This window comes from Novosphingobium resinovorum (assembly GCF_001742225.1).
Taxonomy (GTDB): domain Bacteria; phylum Pseudomonadota; class Alphaproteobacteria; order Sphingomonadales; family Sphingomonadaceae; genus Novosphingobium; species Novosphingobium resinovorum_A.
The window spans coordinates 701,964-722,424 of the sequence record NZ_CP017075.1; the positions used below are offsets into that span (position 1 = coordinate 701,964).

The window sequence follows — 20,461 nt, forward strand, 5'->3', positions numbered from 1 at the left end:
AAGGAAACGGGCTTCCCATGATCCATATTATCGCCTTCTACCTCTTCGCGGTGATGACGGTGGCCTCCGGCGCCATCACCATCCTCTCGCGCAACCCGGTGCATTCGGTGCTCTGGCTGATCCTGGCGTTCTTCAACGCCGCCGGCCTGATGGTGCTGACCGGCGCCGAGTTCATCGCGGCGCTGCTGGTCATCGTCTACGTCGGTGCGGTCGCGGTGCTGTTCCTGTTCGTCGTCATGATGCTCGACATCGACTTCGCCGAACTGCGCGCCGGTTTCGTCCGCTACTTCCCGTTCGGGGCGCTGGTGGCCATCGTGCTGCTGGCCGAGATCGTGCTGGGCATCGGTGCCTACCGCGCCGGTAACCTGGAACTGGGCACGCCGGATGGTACTGCTGCAACGGCTGCGGGTCTCTCGAACATCGAGGCGATCGGCGGACTGCTCTACAGCCGCTACCTGTTCCTGTTCGAGGCAGCGGGCGTCATCCTGCTCGTCGCCATGATCGGTGCCATCGTGCTGACCCATCGCCAGCGTAACGACACGCGCGGCCAGAAGATCAGCAAGCAGAACCAGCGCCGTCCGCAGGACGCGACGGTCAACGTCAAGCCTGAAATCGGCAAGGGGGTCTCGCTGTGATCGGCGTCGAACATTACGTGGTCGTGAGCTCGATCCTCTTCGTGCTCGGCGTCCTCGGCATCTTCATCAACCGCAAGAACATCATCGTCATCCTGATGTCGATCGAACTGATCCTGCTTGCGGTGAACATCAACCTCGTCGCGTTCAGCGCCTTCCTGCACGACCTGACTGGCCAGATCTTCGCCATGTTCGTGCTGACGGTGGCTGCGGGCGAGGCCGCAGTGGGGCTTGCTATCCTCGTGATCTACTTCCGTGGCCGCGGCACCATCGCCGTCGACGACGTCAACCGGATGAAGGGGTAAGTCCGTGTCGATCTACCTCATCGTCTTCCTGCCGCTGCTGGCGTCGATCCTTGCCGGGTTCGCGAACAAGTCGCTCGGCTTCGTCGTGCCCAAGGTGCTGACGACCGGCGCGCTGTTCATCGCCTGCGGCCTGTCCTGGCCGATCTTCATTGCCTTCCTGACCGGCAGCGCTGAAGCCAGCGTCTTCCCGGTCCTGAAGTGGGTGGCCTCGGGCACGATGACCTTCGACTGGGCGCTGCGCGTGGATACGCTCACCGCCGTCATGCTCGTGGTCATCACCTCGGTCTCGGCGCTCGTGCACCTCTATTCTTGGGGCTACATGAGCGAGGAGCCGGATCAGCCGCGCTTCTTCGCGTACCTCTCGCTGTTCACTTTCGCCATGCTCATGCTGGTGACGGCGGACAACCTGGTGCAGATGTTCTTCGGTTGGGAAGGCGTGGGCCTTGCCTCGTACCTCCTGATCGGCTTCTGGTTCCGCAAGCCTTCGGCCGGCGCCGCCGCGATCAAGGCCTTCGTGGTCAACCGCGTGGGCGACCTTGGCTTCATGCTCGGCATCTTCGGCACCTATCTGGTGTTCGGCACGGTCTCGATCCCCGAGATCCTGCACGCCGCGCCGACGATGGCCGGTTCCACCATCGGCTTCCTCGGCCACCGGTTCGACACCATGACGGTGCTGTGCCTGCTGCTGTTCGTGGGCGCGATGGGCAAGTCGGCGCAGCTTGGCCTGCACACCTGGCTTCCCGACGCGATGGAAGGCCCGACCCCGGTGTCGGCGCTGATCCACGCGGCCACCATGGTCACCGCGGGCGTCTTCATGGTCTGCCGTCTCTCGCCGATGTTCGAGCAGAGCGAGACCGCGATGCACGTCGTCGCCGTGATCGGTGCCTGCACCTGCTTCTTCGCCGCCACGATCGGCTGCACGCAGTGGGACATCAAGCGCGTCATCGCCTATTCGACCTGTTCGCAGCTGGGCTACATGTTCTTCGCGGCCGGTTCGGGCGCGTTCGGTGCGGCCATGTTCCACCTGTTCACGCACGCCTTCTTCAAGGCCCTGCTGTTCCTCTGCGCCGGTTCGGTCATCCACGCGATGCACCACGAGCAGGACATGCGTTTCTACGGCGGTCTGCGTAAGAAGATCCCGATCACCTTCTGGACGATGACGGCGGGTACGCTGGCCATCACCGGTGTCGGCATTGCCGGCGTGATCGGCTTCGCGGGCTTCTACTCGAAGGACGCGATCCTCGAAGCGGCCTTCGGTTCGGGCAGCCAGGTCGGCACGTTCGCCTTCTGGATGGGCATTTTCGCCGCGCTCATGACGAGCTTCTATTCGTGGCGCCTGGTCTTCCTGACCTTCTTCGGCAAGCCGCGCTGGAACCAGTCGGAGCACGTCCAGCACGCTGTGCATGACGCCCATGGCCACGGTCATGACGATCATGCCCACGACGCGCACGGTCACGATGACCACGCTCATGATGCGGCGCATGATGACCACGCCCACGCACCTGCCGAACTCGGCATGCGCGGTCCGGACTATGGCGACCATGGCGACGGCACGGGTGGCTATCACCCGCACGAAAGCCCGCTGGTGATGCTGCTGCCGCTGCTGATCCTGTCGGTCGGCGCTGTAGCTGCCGGTTTCGTCTTCAACCACGCCTTCGTCTCCGAAGGCGAGGGCGAGTTCTGGAAGGGCGCCCTGGTCTTCCACGAGCACCTGATCCACGCCATGCACGGCGTTCCGATGTGGGTGAAGTGGGCGCCGTTCACGGTCATGGCCATCGGCTTCGTCACCGCCTGGTACGGCTACATCAAGAACACCGCGTTCCCGAAGGCGGTCGCCGACCAACTCGGCCCGGTCCACACCTTCGTCTACCGCAAGTGGATGTTCGACGAGCTCTACAACACGATCTTCGTCAAGCCTGCCTTCTGGCTGGGCGGCGTGTTCTGGAAGGTGCTCGACATCGGCGTGATCGATCGCTTCGGTCCCGACGGTGCGGCGGCTGTCGTCGCCAGGGGTTCGACTTACGCGCAGAAAGTCCAATCGGGCTATCTCTACAGCTACGCTCTTGTCATGCTGCTGGGCCTTGTCGGCGCCATCAGCTGGGTGATCGCGGGATAAGATGATGACTGGTTTTCCGATCCTCAGCCTGATGCTGCTGGTGCCGCTCCTCGGCGCACTGGCATGCCTCTTCCTCGAAGCGAAAGCGGCGCGCACCGTCGCGCTGCTCGCAACCCTCGTCGATCTCGTCCTCGGCATCGCCCTGTGGATGAACTTCGACGTGGGCGGCGCCCAGTGGCAGTTCACCGAGCGCCTGAACATCTTCTCGGGCTTCTCTTACGCCCTCGGCATCGATGGCATCGCCCTGCTGCTCATCATGCTCTCGGTCTTCCTCATGCCGATCTGCATCGGCGCGAGCCGCTCGATCGAGAAGCGCGTGGGCGAATACATGGCCGCCTTCCTGCTCGTCGAAGTGTTCATGCTCGGCGTGTTCATGGCGCAGGACATGTACCTGTTCTACATGTTCTTCGAAGCCGGTCTGATCCCGATGTATCTCATCATCGGCATCTGGGGCGGTGCGGACCGCATCTACGCTTCGTACAAGTTCTTCCTCTACACGCTGCTCGGCTCGGTGCTGATGCTCGTCGCGATGCTGTGGATGGTCCACACGGCCGGGACCAGCGACATCCCGACGCTGATGGCCTACGACTTCGACCCGCATGTCCAGACCTGGCTGTGGCTCGCCTTCTTCGCCAGCTTCGCGGTGAAGATGCCGATGTGGCCGGTCCACACCTGGCTTCCCGCCGCGCACGTTCAGGCGCCGACGGGCGGCTCGGTCATCCTGGCGGGCGTGCTGCTGAAGATGGGCGGCTACGGCTTCATCCGCTTCTCGCTGCCGATGTTCCCCGAAGCCTCGGTCTATTTCGGACCTCTGGTGTGGGGCCTGTCGATGGCCGCCGTCGTCATCACCTCGCTGATTGCGCTGGTGCAGAGCGACATGAAGAAGCTGATCGCCTATTCGTCGGTCGCGCACATGGCGATCGTCACCATCGGCCTGTTCGCCTTCAACGTGCAGGGCCTCGAAGGCTCGATGCTGGTGATGCTCAGCCACGGTCTGGTCGCAGGCGCGCTGTTCCTGTGCGTCGGCGTCATCTATGATCGCCTGCACACCCGCGAGATCAGCCGTTACGGCGGCCTCGCGATCAACATGCCGCGTTACGCCGTGTTCTTTCTGCTGTTCACGATGGCCTCGATCGGCCTGCCGGGCACCAGCGGGTTCGTCGGCGAATTCCTGAGCCTCGGCGGCATCTATCAGGTCTCGACCTGGACGGCGCTGATCTGCACCACCGGCATCATCCTGGGCGCGGCCTACATGCTGTACCTCTACCGCCGGGTCGTGTTCGGCGAGCAGAAGAACGCCGATGCTGCCGCGATGCCCGACCTCGACGCCCGCGAACTGGCGATGGTCATCCCGCTCGCGCTCGCCGCGCTGTGGATGGGTGTGTATCCCGAGAGCTTCATCGCTCCGATGCGTGCCGACATCGCCGCGCTCGACGCGCGCCTCGCCCGTGCCAAGCCGGCCGGCGACAGCGCGCCTACACCTGGAAAAGCTAAGCCTGCGCACGAAGAAGCCGCTGCGCATGGGGGGTCACACTGATGGACTGGTCGCACTCCCTGCGCCTGATCGCGCCGGAAGAAACGCTGAGCATTGCAGGTCTGATCCTGCTTCTGATCGCCGCCTGGGGCGGTGACAAGGCAAGCCGCCTGATCTCGATCCTTGCCGTCACGGCGCTGGTCGGGGCCGCATTCCTCGTTGCCCCCGCGCTGTGCGGCGGGCACATGGGTCCGGACTACTCCGCGTTCTTCGGCCAGGTTCACGCCGATGCCTTCTCGGCCTTCGGCAAGATCCTGATCTACCTTTCGGCCGCCGCCACGCTCGTCGTCGCGCCTGCCTTCTTCGAGCGCCTCGGCGCGATGCGGGCCGAGTTCCCGATCCTCGTGATCTTCGCGGCGGTCGGCAGCGGCATGATGGTGTCGGCGGGCGATCTGCTGGCGCTGTACATCGGCCTCGAAATGAACTCGCTGGCCGCCTACGTGCTGGCCGCCTTCGTGCGGACCGACGGACGCTCGGCGGAAGCGGGCCTCAAGTACTTCGTGCTGGGCGCGCTGGCCTCGGGCATCCTGCTGTTCGGCATGAGCCTGACTTACGGCTTCACCGGCACCACCTCGTTTGCGGGCATCAACGCCGCGCTGGCCGGTGGCCTGTCCAACGGCGCGCTGTTCGGCATCGTGTTCATGCTGGCGGGGCTTGCCTTCAAGATCAGCGCCGTGCCGTTCCACATGTGGACGCCGGACGTCTACGAAGGCGCGCCGACCCCGGTGACGAAGTTCTTCGCCACTTCGGGCAAGGTCGCGGCCATCGGCCTGACCATGCGCGTGATGCTCGATGCCTTCGGCGACCAGTCGGACGCATGGCGCCAGATCATCGTCTTCGTGGCGCTCGCCTCGATCGTGGTTGGTGCGCTGGGTGCGATCGGTCAGAAGAACATCAAGCGCCTGATGGCCTATTCGTCGATCAACAACGTCGGCTTCATCCTCGTGGGCCTCGCTGCGGCGAACCCGCAGGGTGCTTCGGCGATGCTGTTCTACCTCGTGATCTATGTCGCGATGACCGTTGCGGGCTTCGTCACCGTGCTGATGCTGCGGGACGAGAACGGCGACAACGTCGAGGAAATCGGCCAGTACGCGGGCCTCTCGCGCACCCGTCCGGGTCTTGCCGCTGCGCTGGCATTCGTGATGTTCAGCCTTGCCGGTATCCCGCCGATGTTCGGCTTCTGGGGCAAGTTCCTGGTGTTCAAGGCTGCCGTCGATGCGAACATGATGCCGCTCGCGGCGATCGGCTTCGCGGCCTCGGTGATCGGCGCGTTCTACTACCTGAAGGTCGTCAAGGTGATCTACTTCGATGAGCCGGTCGATGCCATCAAGTGGAAGAGCGACGTGTGGCACAAGGCGATCCTGGTCGTGACCTGCCTGTTCATCTCGCCGCTGGGCTATCTGCTGAGCGGATGGCTGCAGGGCCTGACGGACACTGCCGCGACCGCGCTGTTCCACACGCTTTGATCGAAATCGTAGCAGAAACGGGGTCCACGAATCAGGATCTCGCGCAGCGGCTCTCCGGCGGTGAATACCTGCCAGAGGGCCGCTGGCTCGTTGCGGACCGGCAGAATGCGGGCAGGGGGCGTCTTGGCCGCGTCTGGGATGACGGTGCGGGCAATTTCATGGGCTCGACCGTGGTGCGCATCGCGCCGGGCGACCCGTCGCCTGCCACGCTGGCGCTGCTGACGGGCCTTGCGGTTCACGAGGCGCTGTCCCGCTTCGTCAGTTCCGGCTTGATGCTCAAGTGGCCGAACGACCTGCTGCTTCACGAAGCCAAGGTCGCGGGCATCCTGCTGGAGATGGTTTCGGGCGTGGTCATCGTCGGCATCGGTGTGAACCTCGTCCATGCGCCCGAAGTCCCGGGTCGCCGGACCGCTGCGCTGGGCGAGCTGGCCCCCAGCCGCGATATCTTCGCCGAGGCGCTGGCAGCCAGCTTCGACACCGAACTGCAGCGCTGGCGCTCGGTCGGCCTTGCCCCGCTGCTGCGTCGCTGGCAGAGTGCGGCACACCCGCAGGGAACCCCGCTTCGGGTGCTTCCGCCCGGTGAAGACGCGGTCGAAGGTGCGTTCGCGGGACTGGCGGAGGACGGAAACCTCCGCCTCGCCCTGCTTGACGGATCGATCCGGACGATCCACGCGGGTGACGTCCTGCTCGTATGAGGAACTGAAAGAGCATGCTGCTCGCTATCGACGCCGGCAATACCAATGTCGTCTTCGCGCTGCTGGAAGGTCGCACGATCAAGGGCCGCTGGCGCATCGCCACCGACCCGCGCCGCACGGGCGACGAATACGCCGTCTGGCTGATGCAATTGCTCGCCATTCGCGGCGTGAAGGCGCAGGAAGTCACGCAGATCGTGATTTCCACCGTCGTGCCCCGAGCGCTGCACAATCTCGAGATACTGGCGCGCCATTACTTCGAGATCGAGCCGCTGATCGCCGGGCAGGGCAAGGCCGAGTACGGCATCGACATTGACGTGGAACAGCCCAGTTCGCTCGGCGCCGACCGGGCGGTGAACGCCATCGCCGCGCACGACAAGCATGCGGGCGACCTCATCGTCGTCGATTTCGGCACCGCGACCACCTTCGACGTGATAGACTTCAACGGAGCCTACAAGGGCGGCATCATCGCGCCGGGCATCAACCTCTCGCTCGACGCGCTGGTTGGCAATACGGCGAAGCTGCCGCGCATCGCCATCGCGGCGCCCAAGAGCACCAGCGTCGTCGGCCGCAACACCGAGGACCAGATGCTGATCGGCGTCTTCTGGGGCTACGTCGCGATGATGGAGGGCCTGATCGCCCGCATCCGTGCCGAGATCGGCCGTACCGCCAAGGTCATCGCCACGGGCGGCCTCGCCGTCCTGTTCGACGAGGCCACCAATATCTTCGACGCGGTCGACGCCGATCTCACGATCGACGGCCTCGCCATCATTGCCGAAAGGGCAGCTTCTAAGTGATTCCCGGTAAGGAACTTCTATTTTGTGCGCTCGGCGGTTCGGGCGAAATCGGCATGAACGTCAATCTCTATGGCTGTCAGGGCAAGTGGCTGATGGTCGATCTGGGGATGACGTTCTCCGGTAACGAATACCCCGGCGTCGACCTGGTCTTCGCCGACCTCGAATTCATCGAGAACGAGCGCGAGAACCTGCTCGGCATCGTCCTGACTCACGCGCATGAGGACCACATCGGCGCGGTCCCGTACTTCGCCGAGGAACTGGGCGTGCCGCTCTATGCGACGCCGTTCACCGCCAAGCTGGTCGCCGCCAAGCTGGAAGAGGCGGGCATCCTCGACCGGGTCGAACTCAACGTGGTCGATGACCTGGAGAACTTCCAGATCGGCCCGTTCGGCATCCGCTACGTCCCGCTGGCGCACTCGATTGCCGAAGGCAACGCGCTGCTGATCGAGACGCCGTATGGCCGTATCTTCCACACCGGCGACTGGAAGCTCGACGACGAGCCGCAAGTCGGCACCCCGGCGACGCAGGCTGAACTGACCGCCATCGGTGACGAAGGTGTGCTCGCGCTGGTCTGCGATTCCACCAACGTTTTCAATCCGGAAGCGTCGGGTTCGGAGGGTGACGTCTACCGGGGCCTGCTGGCCGAAGTGAAGAAGCACAAGGGCCGCCGCGTGCTGGTGACGACTTTCGCCTCCAACGTCGCGCGCCTGCAGACGCTGGGCGATGTGGCGAAGAAGACCGGCCGTCAGCTGTGCGTGGCGGGCCGCTCGCTCGACCGCATCATCCAGACCGGCCAGTCCTGCGGTTATCTCAAGGACTTGCCTGACCTCGTCGATCCCGACACCGCGATGGACTTGCCGCGCGGCGACGTGCTGATCGTCGCCACCGGCGGTCAGGGCGAACCGCGCGCGGCACTCGCCCGCGTGGCCGAGGGCAATCACCCGATCAAGCTCGACAAGGGCGACGTCGTGCTGTTCTCCAGCCGCCAGATTCCCGGCAACGAGATCCAGATCGGCCGCATCCAGAACCGTCTGGCCGAGCAGGGCGTCATCGTCGTCACCGATCGTCAGAGCGAAATCCATGTGTCGGGCCACCCCGGCCGCCCGGAGCTGGAAGCGCTCTATTCGTGGATTCGGCCGCAGATCCTGCTGCCGGTGCACGGCGAAATCCGCCACATGAAGGAACAAGCACGTCTCGGCGTCGCCAGCGGCATTCCCAAGGCGATTTTCCAGAAGAACGGCGATCTCGTGCGCCTCGCGCCCAACCACCCGGGCAAGTTCGGCGAAGTGCGCGCGGGCCGTCTGGTGCTCGACGGCGACATCATCGCGCCCGCTGACGGCGAGGCGATCATCATGCGCCGCCGCATCGCCTTCAACGGCGTCATTTCAGTGGCAGCGGATCGCGAGGGCAGGGTCGAAATCTCGGCGCTGGGCCTGCCGCTCGACGAGGACTACGCTGGGTTCGTCGAGGAAGCCAGGCGCGACGTTGCTGAGGCGTTGAAGCGCGCGGGCAAGGCGGATCGCGATACGCGCTCCGAAGCCGCGCGCCTTGCCGCTCGCCGCGCTGCGACGCGCTGGTCGGGCAAGAAGCCGCAAGTGCAGGTGCTGTTGCTGGAGGATTGATGCGATGGCGATGAACTGGACCTCGATGATCGCGATCTACGCCCTGTTCTGGGTGCTCAGCGCGTTCATCGTCCTCCCGGTCGGCCTGCGCACGCCGGACGAAGTGGAGGGCCATGTCATCGAGAAGGGCCACGCCACCAGCGCGCCGGTGAACTTCCGCCCAAAGCTGGTCGCGCGCCGGGCGACCATCGTGGCGGTGGTGCTTTTCGGGCTCTACTACGCCAATTACGCGAACGGGTGGATCACCGTGGACGACGTCAACCTGTTCGGGACGCCGCCGGTCAAGGATCTCGGCTACTGAGCTTTGGCTTTGGCGCCGTTCCGCGCTAGAGGCACGCCATGGAACCACTGGATACCAGCGCGCCGCGCCTGCGCGTGGCGGCGCTTTACTGCTTTACCCGTTTTGACGACCCGGCGGCGCTGAGAGCGCCGCTTGAGGCGCTGTGCCATGAGCACCGCATTCGCGGCACGCTGCTGCTGGCGGGTGAGGGGATCAACGGGACCATTGCCGGGACCGACGCGGGGATCGATGCGATCGTGGCGCATGTGCGTGGGCTGCCGGGCTGCGAGGGCGTGGACGTCAAGTTCTCCGACGCGCCGCACATGCCGTTCCACCGCATGAAAGTGCGCCTCAAGCGTGAGATCGTGACGATGGGCCAGCCCGACATCGACCCGCTGGCGATCGTGGGCACGTATGTCGAGCCGCAGGACTGGAACGCGCTGATTGCCGATCCGGATACGATCGTGATCGATACCCGCAACGACTATGAGGTAGCGGTGGGTACGTTCGCGCGGGCCATCGATCCGCACACGAAGACTTTCCGTGAGTTTCCAGAGTGGTTCCGTAGCGAGCGCGAGCGGCTGCTCGGGCAGGGCAAGGCGCCGAAAGTGGCGATGTTCTGCACCGGCGGCATTCGCTGCGAGAAGTCCACGGCCTTTCTCAAGCAGGAAGGCGTCGAGGACGTCTTTCACCTCAAGGGCGGCATCCTGAAGTATCTGGAGACCGTGCCGGAGGAGCAGAGCCTGTGGGAAGGCGAGTGCTTCGTTTTCGACCAGCGGGTGACCATCGGCCATGGGCTGGCACCGGGCAGCTATGAACTATGCCATGCCTGCCGCCGCCCGATCAGCGCCGAAGACCGGGCTTCGGAATTTTATGAGATTGGCGTCAGTTGCCCGGCCTGTCACGGTGAGCGTACCGAGGAACAGCGCGCCGCCTACCGCGAACGCGAACGGCAGGAAAAGCTCGCTGCCCGGCGGGGTGAGGCTCATGTCGGGGCGGTATATCGGGGCGAATAAGGCCGCGAAGAGGGCTGAGGTATCTGCCGCAACGTCCTAATATTGTGTCATTGCGAGCATGGTGAAACAATGCCGGGGCGGTTCAGCGCGGCCCTGGATTGTTTCACCATGCTTGCAATGACGAAAACTCGGTCAGCCCAACCTCACCCGCGCAGGCGCTCGATGCCCTGTGCCAGCGCGACGTAGAGCTTGCCCATGTCCGACGACAGCAGGGTGACGCCAAGGGCGTTTCCGTCTCTGGTCGAGAGCACCTGCCGCAGTATCGATTCGAAATCGTGGATGTAGCGGCTGACGTTGGCCCGGAAGGCGTCGTCACGCTCGAAGACCTGCTGGACGGCCTTGGCCTCGCCGGCGTCGAGCAGGCTTACTGCCCGGCGGGTGAATATGCCCCGGTCGCCACGCAAGTATGCGGCCCAGGCACTGTCCGAGATGTCGCTCGACAGAACCGTGGCAATGTCGATGGCGTTTGAATTGAGCGATTCGGTGATGAACGCGGCGCGGCGGGCAAAGTCGTTGTCGACCTGCTCCGTTGCCTGTTCGCGTGCCTGCGTGACCCGGCCTTCGAGATTGCCGACGAGGTCATCCACCTTGGCGATCTGTTCGCGTAGCTGCGTGGCGGCTTCGCGGGTGACGCCCGAGGCATGAGCCACGGCCTGCTCGAGCTGGCCGGAAATCTCCGAAACCTTGCCGCGCATGGCCTTTTCGATAGCGGCGGCGCTTTCGTCGCCGAGGGTTTCGGCGATGCGCACGATGCGTTCGGCGCTGTCTTCCTCGATCGCGGACACCGTCTCGTCGAGGGTGGTGCCGAGCGCGGCGAGGGCGCCGACCAGGGCGCCTCCCGCCTTGTCGGCGGCCGTCTGTGTGGCCGCGTCGATCTCGCCGAGCGTGTCCTGCAGGCGCCCGAACAAGGCGACGTGATCGGCGCCGCGTGCGGAAATCTGCGCCTGTGCCTGCGAAAGTCCACCGATGAGCGCGTCGAGATCGCGACCGGATACACCGATTTCGGCTGCGACATCCTCGCCGCCCTGTGCCGCTTCGCGCAGCTGCGCAAGCACGCTGCCGAGCCCTTCCTGAATACGCCGCAGGCGGTCTTCCGAAACCGCCAGCGCTTCGGGAAGGGCGCTGCCGGTCTGGCGGGCGCTCGCCTGGATGAGTTCGAGCAGGCGCACGCTGTCTTCGGTGAGCTTCTCCACCTCATCGTCGGTGACCGCGAGCGTGGCGCGCGCGGCAGTGAGGCGGTCGGTGAGCGCCGTGAGGCTGATGGACAAGCGATCTTCCGCTTCGCCGGTTTGCGCGGCGATGGTTTCGAGGCGGGCCTCGAAACGGCCGAGTTCGCCGGTGACCGCAGCCGCGCGTTCGGCAAGGGCAGCGGCCTGGATACGGTGCCGTTCGAGCCGCTCGGCGATCGAGGCGTCGAGTTCACCCAGCATGTGGTCGATGCGGGCGATCGCGTGCCGCTCCTGCTCGACCTGGCGCGACTGGCGTTCCTCGGCTTCCATGGCGAGGTGTTCGGCACGAAGGCCGATCGATTCGTCGATCTGGCAGGCTTCGCCGGCGATCGCCGCCAGACGGCTGGCCAGCGCATCGACAGCGGTTTGCTGAGCCTCCATGATGGCGACGCCGGTGGCGGCCTGTTCTTCCGACAGGTTGGAAAGCGACGTACGCAGGTGCTCGGTCGCACGTTCCTCGGCCTGGCGCAGCGCGCGAGAGACAACGTCGCTCTCGTCGCGCAGGGCACCGAGGCGGGCGCGCAGCGAGGTGAGGCTTTCGGCTTCCTGACGGTCGAGCTGGCGACGCCCTTCGTCGATTTCGTCGGTCAGCGTCTTGGCGCGGACGCGAATCGCGGCGAGGGCATCGACCTCGTGCTTGTCCAGTCGGGTGCGGAATTCCTCTCCGCGTTCGTCGAGGGCCAAGAAACGCGCGGTGACGGCCTGTTCGAGCTGTTCGCTGCGGGCGCTGAAGCCGTCGAGCGTCTCGTTGACCTGATCGCGCAACATCGAAACCTGCCGGGTGCTGGCGGAACCGAACTCGTTGAGCCGGTTGAAGCCGTTGATCATGTCCTCAAGCTGGGCATGGGCGGTGCGACCGGCATTGGCGATGGTGTTGGTGACGTCCTTCGCCGAACTGGCGATGACGGGCAACTGGCCGCGCAGCTTCTCCATGTTGTCGAGCGCGGCGGTGCTGACCGAACTGATCGAATCGACCCGCGCGCCGTTGTCGCGCACGAGTTCCTGCAGGCGTTCGGCATTCTGGGAAAGACGTTCCGCTGCGAGGCGGCCCAGCGTTTCGAGATCGCGCGCTTGTGCGGCGACGAATTCGCGTGCGAGACTCAACTCACGGTTCACCGTGGTGAGGCGGCGTTCGAGCAGGGCGGATTCGGCCGAGAGCGTTTGCGCGATATGCCCGAAGCGCCGTGCCTCCCGTGTGCTGCGGCGCATCGCGATCAACCAGACGACGCCGACCAGCAGCACGGGCACACACCATTGCATGACGAGCGCGGGAACCGCGGCGAGCGTCAGGCCGGTTTTCATTGCGGGCACTTGCGCGAACAGGAACAGGCCGCTCCATGCGACGACCGCCGCCCCGGCAACGGCGGGCGCGATCCATTCGCGCCCGGAAGAGGGCGTGAAGGATTCGCCGGCGTCATCTGCCGCCACCCAGGCGTCGTCCCAGGTTTCGGAGGTGTCCGACTCCGTCGCCGATTCCACGGCGGTTTCCGACATCTGGGTGTCCGACGGCTCGCCGGTGCCCGCGCCGAACGCGATGATCCTGTTTTCCCCAACCATCCAGCCAGGATACCACGTGCACCGGACCGATAAACCCCGGTTTAAGACTTCCGGGATTAAACTGGGGAAATGGCATATGAAGCAGGAGCCCTGGAAGCCACTCTCGCCGCTGCAGCCGGGGGCGATCCCGTACTGATGGCGGAACTGCGAGCGGCCTATATCGAGGGCGTCGGTCGGCAGGTCGATCTCCTCGAGCGGGCGCGGTGCGACGGCAACTGGGTGGTCGCAGCGACGCGGCTGAAGGGGCTGGCGGCGAGCTTTCACTCGGTGCATCTGCTGGGATTGGCACAGGATGCCCTCGATGCCGCGCCGGGTGAGCCTGCCGTGGTGCGCCGCCTCAAGACCTACCTGACGGAGTTTTCCGGAACCTGATCCCCCGTTCAGGCCGACTGCCGGTTTGGTCGGGTACTGGGGTTTGGCACTGGGGCTTGGCACTGGGCTCCGACCTGCCTACATCCTTGGCCGGGGTGCTGGAGTTTCGGATTTGCGCATAGCATTGTTGGCCATGACGGAGCCTGCCGCGACAGGGCAGCCGTTCCCGCGCGCATTCCTGCGCGTTGCAGGGGCGAGCGTGGCGCAGCACCAACTCGGTATGGCGCTGGCGCTGGAATGCCAGCGCGTCATCTGCATGGCGCGCGGCACCACGCCAGAACTGATCGCCCTTCAACACGATGCGGAGGACGCGGGGCTTCAGTTCGGCATTGCGACGGGGGCGGGTCAACTGGCCGGTCTGGTTACGGCCGGAGACGAGTTGATCGTCGTTTCGGAGGGGCTTTTCGCCGATCCGACGGCGGCTGCGGCGCTTCTCGAAGGACGGGCTCCGACCGTGCTGGTGCAGCCGGTCGAAGGCGCGCTTGCCGCCGGTTTCGAGCGGATCGACATCAATCGCGCCACCGCCGGGCTGATGCGCGTGCCGGGGGCGCTGGTCGAGCGATTGCACGAATTGCCGCTCGACGTGGATGCGATCTCGGCGCTGACACGCATCGCGCTCCAGTCCGGCATCACCATGCGCGAGGTTCCGCCTGCGGCGCGGGCGGGGTCAGGCTGGCGTATGGTCCGCAGCGAGGCGGAAGCCTACGCGCTGGAGGACGAGTGGATGCGTACGCGCTTCGCGCAGGAGGGAGCGCGGACGCCGGGACGTACGATCGCGCGCTTTGCGGTCCTGAGCTTCGGATCGTCGCTGCTGCATGCGGGCAATGCCAGCAATGTGGTGTCGGCGGCGGTGCTGGTCATGCTCTTTATTGCGGCGGGTGCGGGCTGGTTCGGCTTCCTGTGGTGCGCCTTCGGGTTCCTGGCGATCGCCTGGCTGCTGGTGGAGGCGAGCAGACTGCTGCGCGCGGCGGAGCGGCACGCGCTGGGCCAGGCATCTCCGGCGATCCCGCGCGCGGATGCACTGGTCTGGCTGGTCGACGTGGTCTTCGCCGCGCTGATACTGCTGGACACGCCGCGCTTTCCGGGGGAGCCGGTGCTGGCGTGGCTGTGCACTCCGGCTGTTCTCATGATGCTTCTGGTGCTGCTGCCGCGCATCGCCGCCGGGCGGTTCGCCGGTCTCTTCGCAGACCGGGCGTTGCTGGGCCTGATCCTCGCGTTCGCGTCCGGGTTCGGGCAGGTGCTGCTTGTCGTGAGGCTACTTTCGGCCGGGCTGGTCGCTGCGGCACTCGTGCTGCCGCGTCGGCGCGACGGCTAACCTCGAATTAACCAGATGCCGGTTAGACGGGTCATATGATCGATCAGGCCGCTCATCCGGCGGATACGCAAGCCGTGGAGGCCGCTCTGCGACGCGACCTCGTGCGCGGTGACGCTGCGGCGGCGTCTGCGCTTCCGGTGCTGCGCTATCTCGTCGCCGCCGAACAGAACGCGGCTCTGAGCGAAGAGATTCTCGCGCGCGTAAAGGGCATTCTCGCCGACATCGCCGGGCAATTGCTCGATGCCCTGATCGGAAGTGCCGACCGGCGTGCGCATGCTCCCGAGGAAATCGCGGTGCTGACGCGGGCTTTCCTCGATGAGCCGGTGTTGCTGGCGCATATCCACGCCGCCGCGCTGGAATGGCAACTGACCGAACGATTGCAGGAGCGGATCGGCCTCGACCCGGTAGCTTCGCCGCTCATACGCGAACGAGCGGGCTGCGGCGATGCCCTGGCGCGCGGCTTCCTTGCGGCTCAGGCGAACTGGAGCCAGGGGCAACGGCGGATGGCTCTGCCCTTGGCGGAACTGCCTGACGCCGTGCTGGAAGCGGTGCTTGCGATCCTGCGGGCGCTTGTCGGTGCCGAACCTGCTCTATCCGAACGCGCGTCTGCGGTCGAAGCGGAGGCCCGGCGTCATCACGCGGCCCACGCCAATCGGCTGCAGTGGGCGGAACGCTTGGTCGCCGATCTGGACACCGAGACGGCCTTGTCGATATCTCATGCCGGGGTCGCGTTGTTCCTGACGGCTCTGTCCTTGCGTTCGGGAGAACCACGCGACGTGGCCGCCACGGCGACGCAGCCGGGCCAGCAGGCGCGACTGGCGCTGAGCCTGCTCGCCGCGCAACTGCCCTCCGGTCTTGCCGAGGAGCAGGTGTTGGCGATTCACGCGGGGGCGAACCTTCCGAACGGGCTATCCGGCATCGATGCATGGCGCGCTGCGTCGATCCTCTCGAACGGTGCGACTTCGCGATGAGCCCGGGCGAAGGCGCCATTCTGGCCCATGCGACGTGCGATGAGCACGATCGTCTGATCAGCGCCGACGAGCCTCTCGCCGGACTGCAGCTGCGCTGTGGTGGCGAAATGCCCGGTACGATCGCGGTGCCGGAATTGCTCGAACTGGTGCGCCGTGCCCGACAGGCGCGCCGCCGCCTGGCTCAGGCGATCAGGGCGCAGGATGGCAACGATGCGATTTCTTCGTGGATCGAAGTCGAGCCGGAGGGCGAGGGATGCTCGATCCATGTGCGCAGCTGGCAGACGGCCGCTCTGGATTCCGAAGAAGGCAGTCCGGGCGAACATCGCCGCGCGGTGACCGATCGCCATGTCGCGGAACTATGTGCATGGCTCGACGCGGGGCAGCGTCTGGTCGCGGTGACGTGCGATTCTCCCGAACTGGCGCAAGTGTCCGCCGCGATGGAGCAAGGCGCGGGGCGCTGCTGGACCGACTTCCTGCCGCCGGAGAACGTGACGCACCAGCAGCCGCTTCACTGGCGACTGCTCGACGGCGCGCCGGTGGTCGTCGCGGGCTCGCCGCGATCCTGGCGCGTCTCGCTGGTGCCGCATATCCGGCCCGGCTTCGAGCCGTCGGGCTTCGAACTGCTGCTGCTTTCCGACGAGGCACCGTCGGACTGGGTGCCGGTAGCGGAGCCTGAAGCGCCGCTGCAGCGCCGCGGACTGGTGGGGCAGGATCTGGCGCCGGTGCTCAAGCAGCCGATCGCGCGGATCGTCGCCAACGCCGAGACCATCCGCACGCGCCTCGCCGGACCGCTTCCCGATGCCTATGCCGAATATGCCGGAGAGATCGCCGGCGCGGGCAAGCTGCTGCTTGGTCTGCTGGAGGACATGGCCGATCTGGAAGTCGTAGAGGAGGACGGTTTCTCGACGACGCCGGATTACATCGATCTCGCTGATGTCTCGCGGCAGGCCGCCGGTATCCTGGGCGTCCGGGCGCGGGAGAAAGACATCTCGATCGTGGCGCCGCCGCTCGATGACCATGCCCCGGCTCTGGCGGAATTCCGCCGTGTCCTGCAGGTTCTGCTGAACCTCATCGGCAATGCCATTCGCTACTCGCCGGAAGGGTCGCGCATCGATGTGCGGGTTTCGGTCGAGGGAGGACGCGCCATCGTCTTCGTCGCGGATCAGGGGCCTGGCCTCAGCGATGAAGATCAGCTCCGGGTATTCGAGAAGTTCGAGCGTCTGGGCCGCAGCGGTGACGGCGGCTCCGGCCTTGGTCTCTATATTTCCCGGCGCCTTGCCCGCGCGATGGGCGGCGAGCTTTCCATCGAAAGCTCGCCGGGGCAGGGTGCCCGGTTCATCCTCGCAGTGCCGGTCGATCCCGACGCCTGACTGGTTTTAGCATCTGCGGGCGAGCCACACGACAATGCCGCCCACCATCGCGAAGACTGCCCCGCGCACGGCCCATGCCCGGTCAGCAACCATCACGCTGTCGGCCGGCCACCTGAGCACGCCGGTGCCTTGCAAGACCACGAAAATCCCTGCCGCCATCATCAGCAGGCCAAGGGTCGTCGCCAGAATTCTAACAAACATCATGATTGTGCGCCCCTTTCGAGGAGAGGCTGCACGCCGGATGCGGCCGGATTGTGGCGTGAATGCTCAAATGGATCGGTTTTGACGATGACGGCAAACAAAAAGGCCCCCGCTTTCGCGAGGGCCTTTGCTTCGGATATCCACGACTGCGCGCGGAATGAACCTTAGCGCTTGTCGAGCGGCACGTAGTCGCGCTGCGTCGGGCCGGTGTAGAGCTGGCGCGGGCGACCGATCTTCTGGCCGGGATCGGAGATCATTTCGTTCCACTGCGCGACCCAGCCCACGGTACGGGCGAGGGCGAAGAGCACGGTGAACATGGTGGTCGGGAAGCCGATCGCCGAAAGGATGATGCCCGAGTAAAAGTCCACGTTCGGGAACAGCTTCTTCTCCGCGAAGTAGGGATCGCTGAGCGCGATCTCTTCGAGGCGCAGCGCGGTCTCGAACAGCGGATCGGTGACGTTGAGGGCCTCGAACACTTCGCGCAGGGTCGACTGCATGACCGTCGCGCGCGGGTCGTAGTTCTTGTAGACGCGGTGACCGAAGCCCATCAGGCGGAACGGATCGCTCTTGTCCTTGGCGCGGTCGATGTAGTGCTGGATGCGATCGGGGGTGCCGATCTCCTTGAGCATGTTGAGCGCGGCTTCGTTCGCGCCGCCATGCGCAGGGCCCCACAGGCAGGCGATGCCCGCTGCGATGCACGCGAAGGGGTTCGCGCCCGACGAACCGGCAAGACGCACGGTCGAGGTCGAGGCGTTCTGCTCGTGATCGGCGTGGAGGATGAAGATGCGGTCCATCGCCTTTTCGACCGCCGGAACCACCTCGTACTCTTCCGCGGGCACGCCGAAGGTCATGCGCAGGAAGTTGCCGGTGTAGCTCAGCTTGTTGTCCGGGTAGAGGAACGGCTGGCCGACCGAATACTTGTAGGCCATCGCCGCGATCGTTGGCATCTTGGCGATCAGGCGGTGCGAGCTGATCTTGCGATGCTCGGGATCGGCGATGTCGGTCGAGTCGTGGTAGAATGCCGAAAGCGCGCCGACCACGCCGCACATGATCGCCATCGGGTGCGCGTCGCGGCGGAAACCGCGATAGAACGTCGCCAGCTGTTCATGCAGCATGGTGTGGCGCGTGATGGTGTTCTCGAACGTGGCAAGCTCGTCCTTGCTCGGCAGTTCACCATTCAGCAGCAGGTAGCTCGTTTCCATGAACGAGGAGTTCTCGGCCAGCTGGCCGATCGGATAGCCACGGTGCAGCAGAACGCCTTCGTCGCCGTCGATGTAGGTCAGCGCCGACTCGCAGCTCGCGGTCGAGGTAAAGCCCGGATCGAACGTGAACGCGCCCGTCTGGCCGTAGAGCTTGCGGATGTCGATGACGTCCGGACCCACGCTTCCCTTGAGAACGGGATAGTCGTGTTCCGCGCCGCCGACGCTCAGTTTAGCCTGATCACCCACCAATTATCTCCTTATGACTGCGACCCGGCGGGAACCTGAGCCTGCTCGCCGATGCGCGCGAGGCTCTCTTCCCGTCCGAGCAATACCAGTACGTCGAATATCCCCGGCGAGGTCGTCTGACCCGTCAGGGCTGCCCGCAAGGGTTGCGCGAGCTTGCCGAGACCCAGTCCCAGGTCTTCGGCCATTGCCTTCAGGTTGGCTTCCAATGCCTCGAGAGTCCAGTCGGCCTGGCCGGACAGGCGCTCATGGATCGCGGCGAGGCGCTCGCGCCCCTCGTCGGTCAGGAGCGCCAGCGCCTTCTCGCTCATGGCGAGCGGACGCTGGGCGAAGAGGAAGGCAGAGCCTTCTGCAAGTTCGTTGAGGTCCTTGGCACGGACCTTGAGCACGGGCATCGCGCGGACCAGCAGGTCGGCAGGCTCATCGCCGTCGACGCCATCGAGGCGCGCTTCGACGAGGCCCGCAAGCCGCACGTCGTCGGCCTCGCGCAGATAATGCCCGTTGAGATTCTGGAGCTTGGCAAGGTCGAAGCGCGAGGGGCTCTTGCCCACATCGACCATGTCGAACCATTCGATCGCCTGCTCGCGGCTGATGATTTCCTCATCGCCGTGGCCCCAGCCGAGGCGCAGCAGGTAGTTGAACACGGCCTCGGGCAGCAGGCCCATTTCGTCGCGATAGGCATCGACGCCCAGCGCGCCGTGGCGCTTGGACAGCTTGGCGCCGTCCGAGCCGTGGATCAGCGGCACGTGGCCGTAGACCGGCACGTCCCAGCCCATGCCGTTGATGACGACGAGCTGACGGAACGCATTGTTGAGGTGATCGTCGCCGCGCAGGACGTGCGTGACGCCCATGTCGTTGTCGTCCACCACCACGGCCAGCATGTAAGTCGGGGTGCCGTCGCCGCGCAGGATGACGAAGTCGTCGATTTCCTCGTTCTGCACGGTGACCGTGCCCTGCACGAGATCCTCGATCGTCGTCGAACCTTCACGCGGGGCCTTGACGCGCACCACCCAGGAACGGTCGGCCGGCCAGGTCGCGGGATCGGCATCGCGCCATTCGCTGTCGATGCGGAACGGGCGGCGTTCTTCCTGCGCCTTCTGGCGGCGCTCGGCGAGTTCTTCCTGGGTCAGGTAGCAGCGATAGGCGTGGCCGTTTTCCATCAGCTGCGCAGCGACTTCGGCATGACGGTCCGAGCGGGCGAACTGGAACACCGGCGCCTCGTCACCGTCGAGGCCCAGCCAGGACAAGCCGTCGAAGATCGCGTCGATCGCGGGTTCCGTCGAACGGGCGCGATCGGTATCCTCGATACGCAGCAGATACTTGCCGCCATGACGGCGCGCGAACAGCCAGTTGAACAGTGCCGTACGAGCGCCACCGATATGAAGGTAACCGGTCGGCGAAGGAGCAAAGCGCGTTACGACGGCCTTTTTGCCAGTCGCTTCGCCCGATGCACTACCGCTTGCCATCTACCCGACCTTCCTGTCCTATTGGCGGCAATGGGGACCCACGCCGCAACTTGTGAAATTCCGCCTCCGGAAAGC

General features: G+C 65.4%; 18 protein-coding genes. 14 read left to right on the plus strand and 4 right to left on the minus strand.

Going from position 1 to position 20,461, the window contains the following annotated elements; all coding sequences use genetic code 11:
• Positions 1-17: 17 nt before the first annotated feature.
• Genes BES08_RS03120 through trhO form a run of 10 tightly spaced genes read left to right on the plus strand, consistent with a single transcriptional unit; the run spans position 18 to position 10,460 of the window.
• Positions 18-635 carry an NADH-quinone oxidoreductase subunit J gene (locus tag BES08_RS03120; protein ID WP_008833053.1) on the plus strand — a complete coding sequence of 206 codons (618 nt, stop codon included), beginning with the start codon at positions 18-20 and terminating at the stop codon, positions 633-635.
• Positions 632-937 (plus strand): NADH-quinone oxidoreductase subunit NuoK, encoded by a 306-nt coding sequence (gene nuoK, locus BES08_RS03125; RefSeq protein WP_008833052.1) that lies wholly within the window; start codon positions 632-634, stop codon positions 935-937. Before BES08_RS03120 ends, nuoK begins: the two co-directional genes overlap by 4 nt.
• Before the next feature lie 4 nt (positions 938-941).
• Entirely contained in the window at positions 942-3,053 is a 2,112-nt protein-coding gene (nuoL, locus tag BES08_RS03130) for an NADH-quinone oxidoreductase subunit L (protein WP_069707691.1), read from the plus strand.
• Positions 3,054-3,057: 4 nt separating this feature from the next.
• Positions 3,058-4,590, plus strand: coding sequence for an NADH-quinone oxidoreductase subunit M (locus tag BES08_RS03135; protein ID WP_036523402.1), 1,533 nt, complete (start codon positions 3,058-3,060; stop codon positions 4,588-4,590).
• Positions 4,590-6,053, plus strand: coding sequence for an NADH-quinone oxidoreductase subunit NuoN (gene nuoN / locus BES08_RS03140; protein WP_036522929.1), 1,464 nt, complete (start codon positions 4,590-4,592; stop codon positions 6,051-6,053). Before BES08_RS03135 ends, nuoN begins: the two co-directional genes overlap by 1 nt.
• Positions 6,050-6,748 carry a biotin--[acetyl-CoA-carboxylase] ligase gene (locus tag BES08_RS03145; RefSeq protein WP_036522932.1) on the plus strand — a complete coding sequence of 233 codons (699 nt, stop codon included), beginning with the start codon at positions 6,050-6,052 and terminating at the stop codon, positions 6,746-6,748. The genes nuoN and BES08_RS03145 overlap by 4 nt, the downstream gene beginning before the upstream one ends.
• Before the next feature lie 14 nt (positions 6,749-6,762).
• Positions 6,763-7,542, plus strand: coding sequence for a type III pantothenate kinase (locus BES08_RS03150; protein WP_036522935.1), 780 nt, complete (start codon positions 6,763-6,765; stop codon positions 7,540-7,542).
• Positions 7,539-9,164 carry a ribonuclease J gene (locus tag BES08_RS03155; RefSeq protein WP_069707692.1) on the plus strand — a complete coding sequence of 542 codons (1,626 nt, stop codon included), beginning with the start codon at positions 7,539-7,541 and terminating at the stop codon, positions 9,162-9,164. Before BES08_RS03150 ends, BES08_RS03155 begins: the two co-directional genes overlap by 4 nt.
• A 10-nt stretch (positions 9,165-9,174) precedes the next feature.
• A complete protein-coding gene (locus BES08_RS03160; protein WP_036523404.1) occupies positions 9,175-9,465 on the plus strand; it encodes a DUF1467 family protein in 291 nt (96 codons plus the stop codon).
• Positions 9,466-9,503: 38 nt separating this feature from the next.
• Complete coding sequence (trhO, locus tag BES08_RS03165) at positions 9,504-10,460, plus strand: oxygen-dependent tRNA uridine(34) hydroxylase TrhO (RefSeq protein WP_036522942.1); 957 nt, start codon at positions 9,504-9,506, stop codon at positions 10,458-10,460.
• Positions 10,461-10,603: 143 nt separating this feature from the next.
• Here the strand turns inward: trhO and BES08_RS03170 are convergent, their stop codons facing one another.
• The gene (locus tag BES08_RS03170; protein ID WP_036522945.1) at positions 10,604-13,246 is read right to left on the minus strand and encodes a coiled-coil domain-containing protein; all 2,643 of its coding nucleotides are present in this window, start codon (positions 13,244-13,246) and stop codon (positions 10,604-10,606) included.
• 69 nt (positions 13,247-13,315) lie between these two features.
• Here BES08_RS03170 and BES08_RS03175 point away from each other — a divergent pair, with 69 nt between their 5' ends.
• From BES08_RS03175 to BES08_RS03190, 4 genes are all read left to right on the plus strand, one after another.
• A complete protein-coding gene (locus BES08_RS03175) occupies positions 13,316-13,618 on the plus strand; it encodes a hypothetical protein (RefSeq protein ID WP_008833042.1) in 303 nt (100 codons plus the stop codon).
• A gap of 133 nt (positions 13,619-13,751) precedes the next feature.
• A complete protein-coding gene (locus tag BES08_RS03180) occupies positions 13,752-14,933 on the plus strand; it encodes a hypothetical protein (protein ID WP_036522951.1) in 1,182 nt (393 codons plus the stop codon).
• 35 nt (positions 14,934-14,968) lie between these two features.
• Positions 14,969-15,904: a hypothetical protein gene (locus tag BES08_RS03185; protein ID WP_036522954.1), complete on the plus strand. Its 936-nt coding sequence runs from the start codon at positions 14,969-14,971 to the stop codon at positions 15,902-15,904.
• A complete protein-coding gene (locus BES08_RS03190; RefSeq protein ID WP_083274576.1) occupies positions 15,859-17,274 on the plus strand; it encodes a sensor histidine kinase in 1,416 nt (471 codons plus the stop codon). The genes BES08_RS03185 and BES08_RS03190 overlap by 46 nt, the downstream gene beginning before the upstream one ends.
• A gap of 6 nt (positions 17,275-17,280) precedes the next feature.
• Here the strand turns inward: BES08_RS03190 and BES08_RS03195 are convergent, their stop codons facing one another.
• From BES08_RS03195 to gltX, 3 genes are all read right to left on the minus strand, one after another.
• Positions 17,281-17,478 (minus strand): hypothetical protein, encoded by a 198-nt coding sequence (locus BES08_RS03195; RefSeq protein ID WP_008833038.1) that lies wholly within the window; start codon positions 17,476-17,478, stop codon positions 17,281-17,283.
• 161 nt (positions 17,479-17,639) lie between these two features.
• On the minus strand, positions 17,640-18,923 hold the full coding sequence (locus BES08_RS03200; RefSeq protein WP_008833037.1) for a citrate synthase: 1,284 nt from the start codon (positions 18,921-18,923) through the stop codon (positions 17,640-17,642).
• An 11-nt stretch (positions 18,924-18,934) separates the two neighbouring features.
• Positions 18,935-20,386: a glutamate--tRNA ligase gene (gene gltX, locus BES08_RS03205; RefSeq protein WP_008833036.1), complete on the minus strand. Its 1,452-nt coding sequence runs from the start codon at positions 20,384-20,386 to the stop codon at positions 18,935-18,937.
• Positions 20,387-20,461 lie beyond the last annotated feature (75 nt).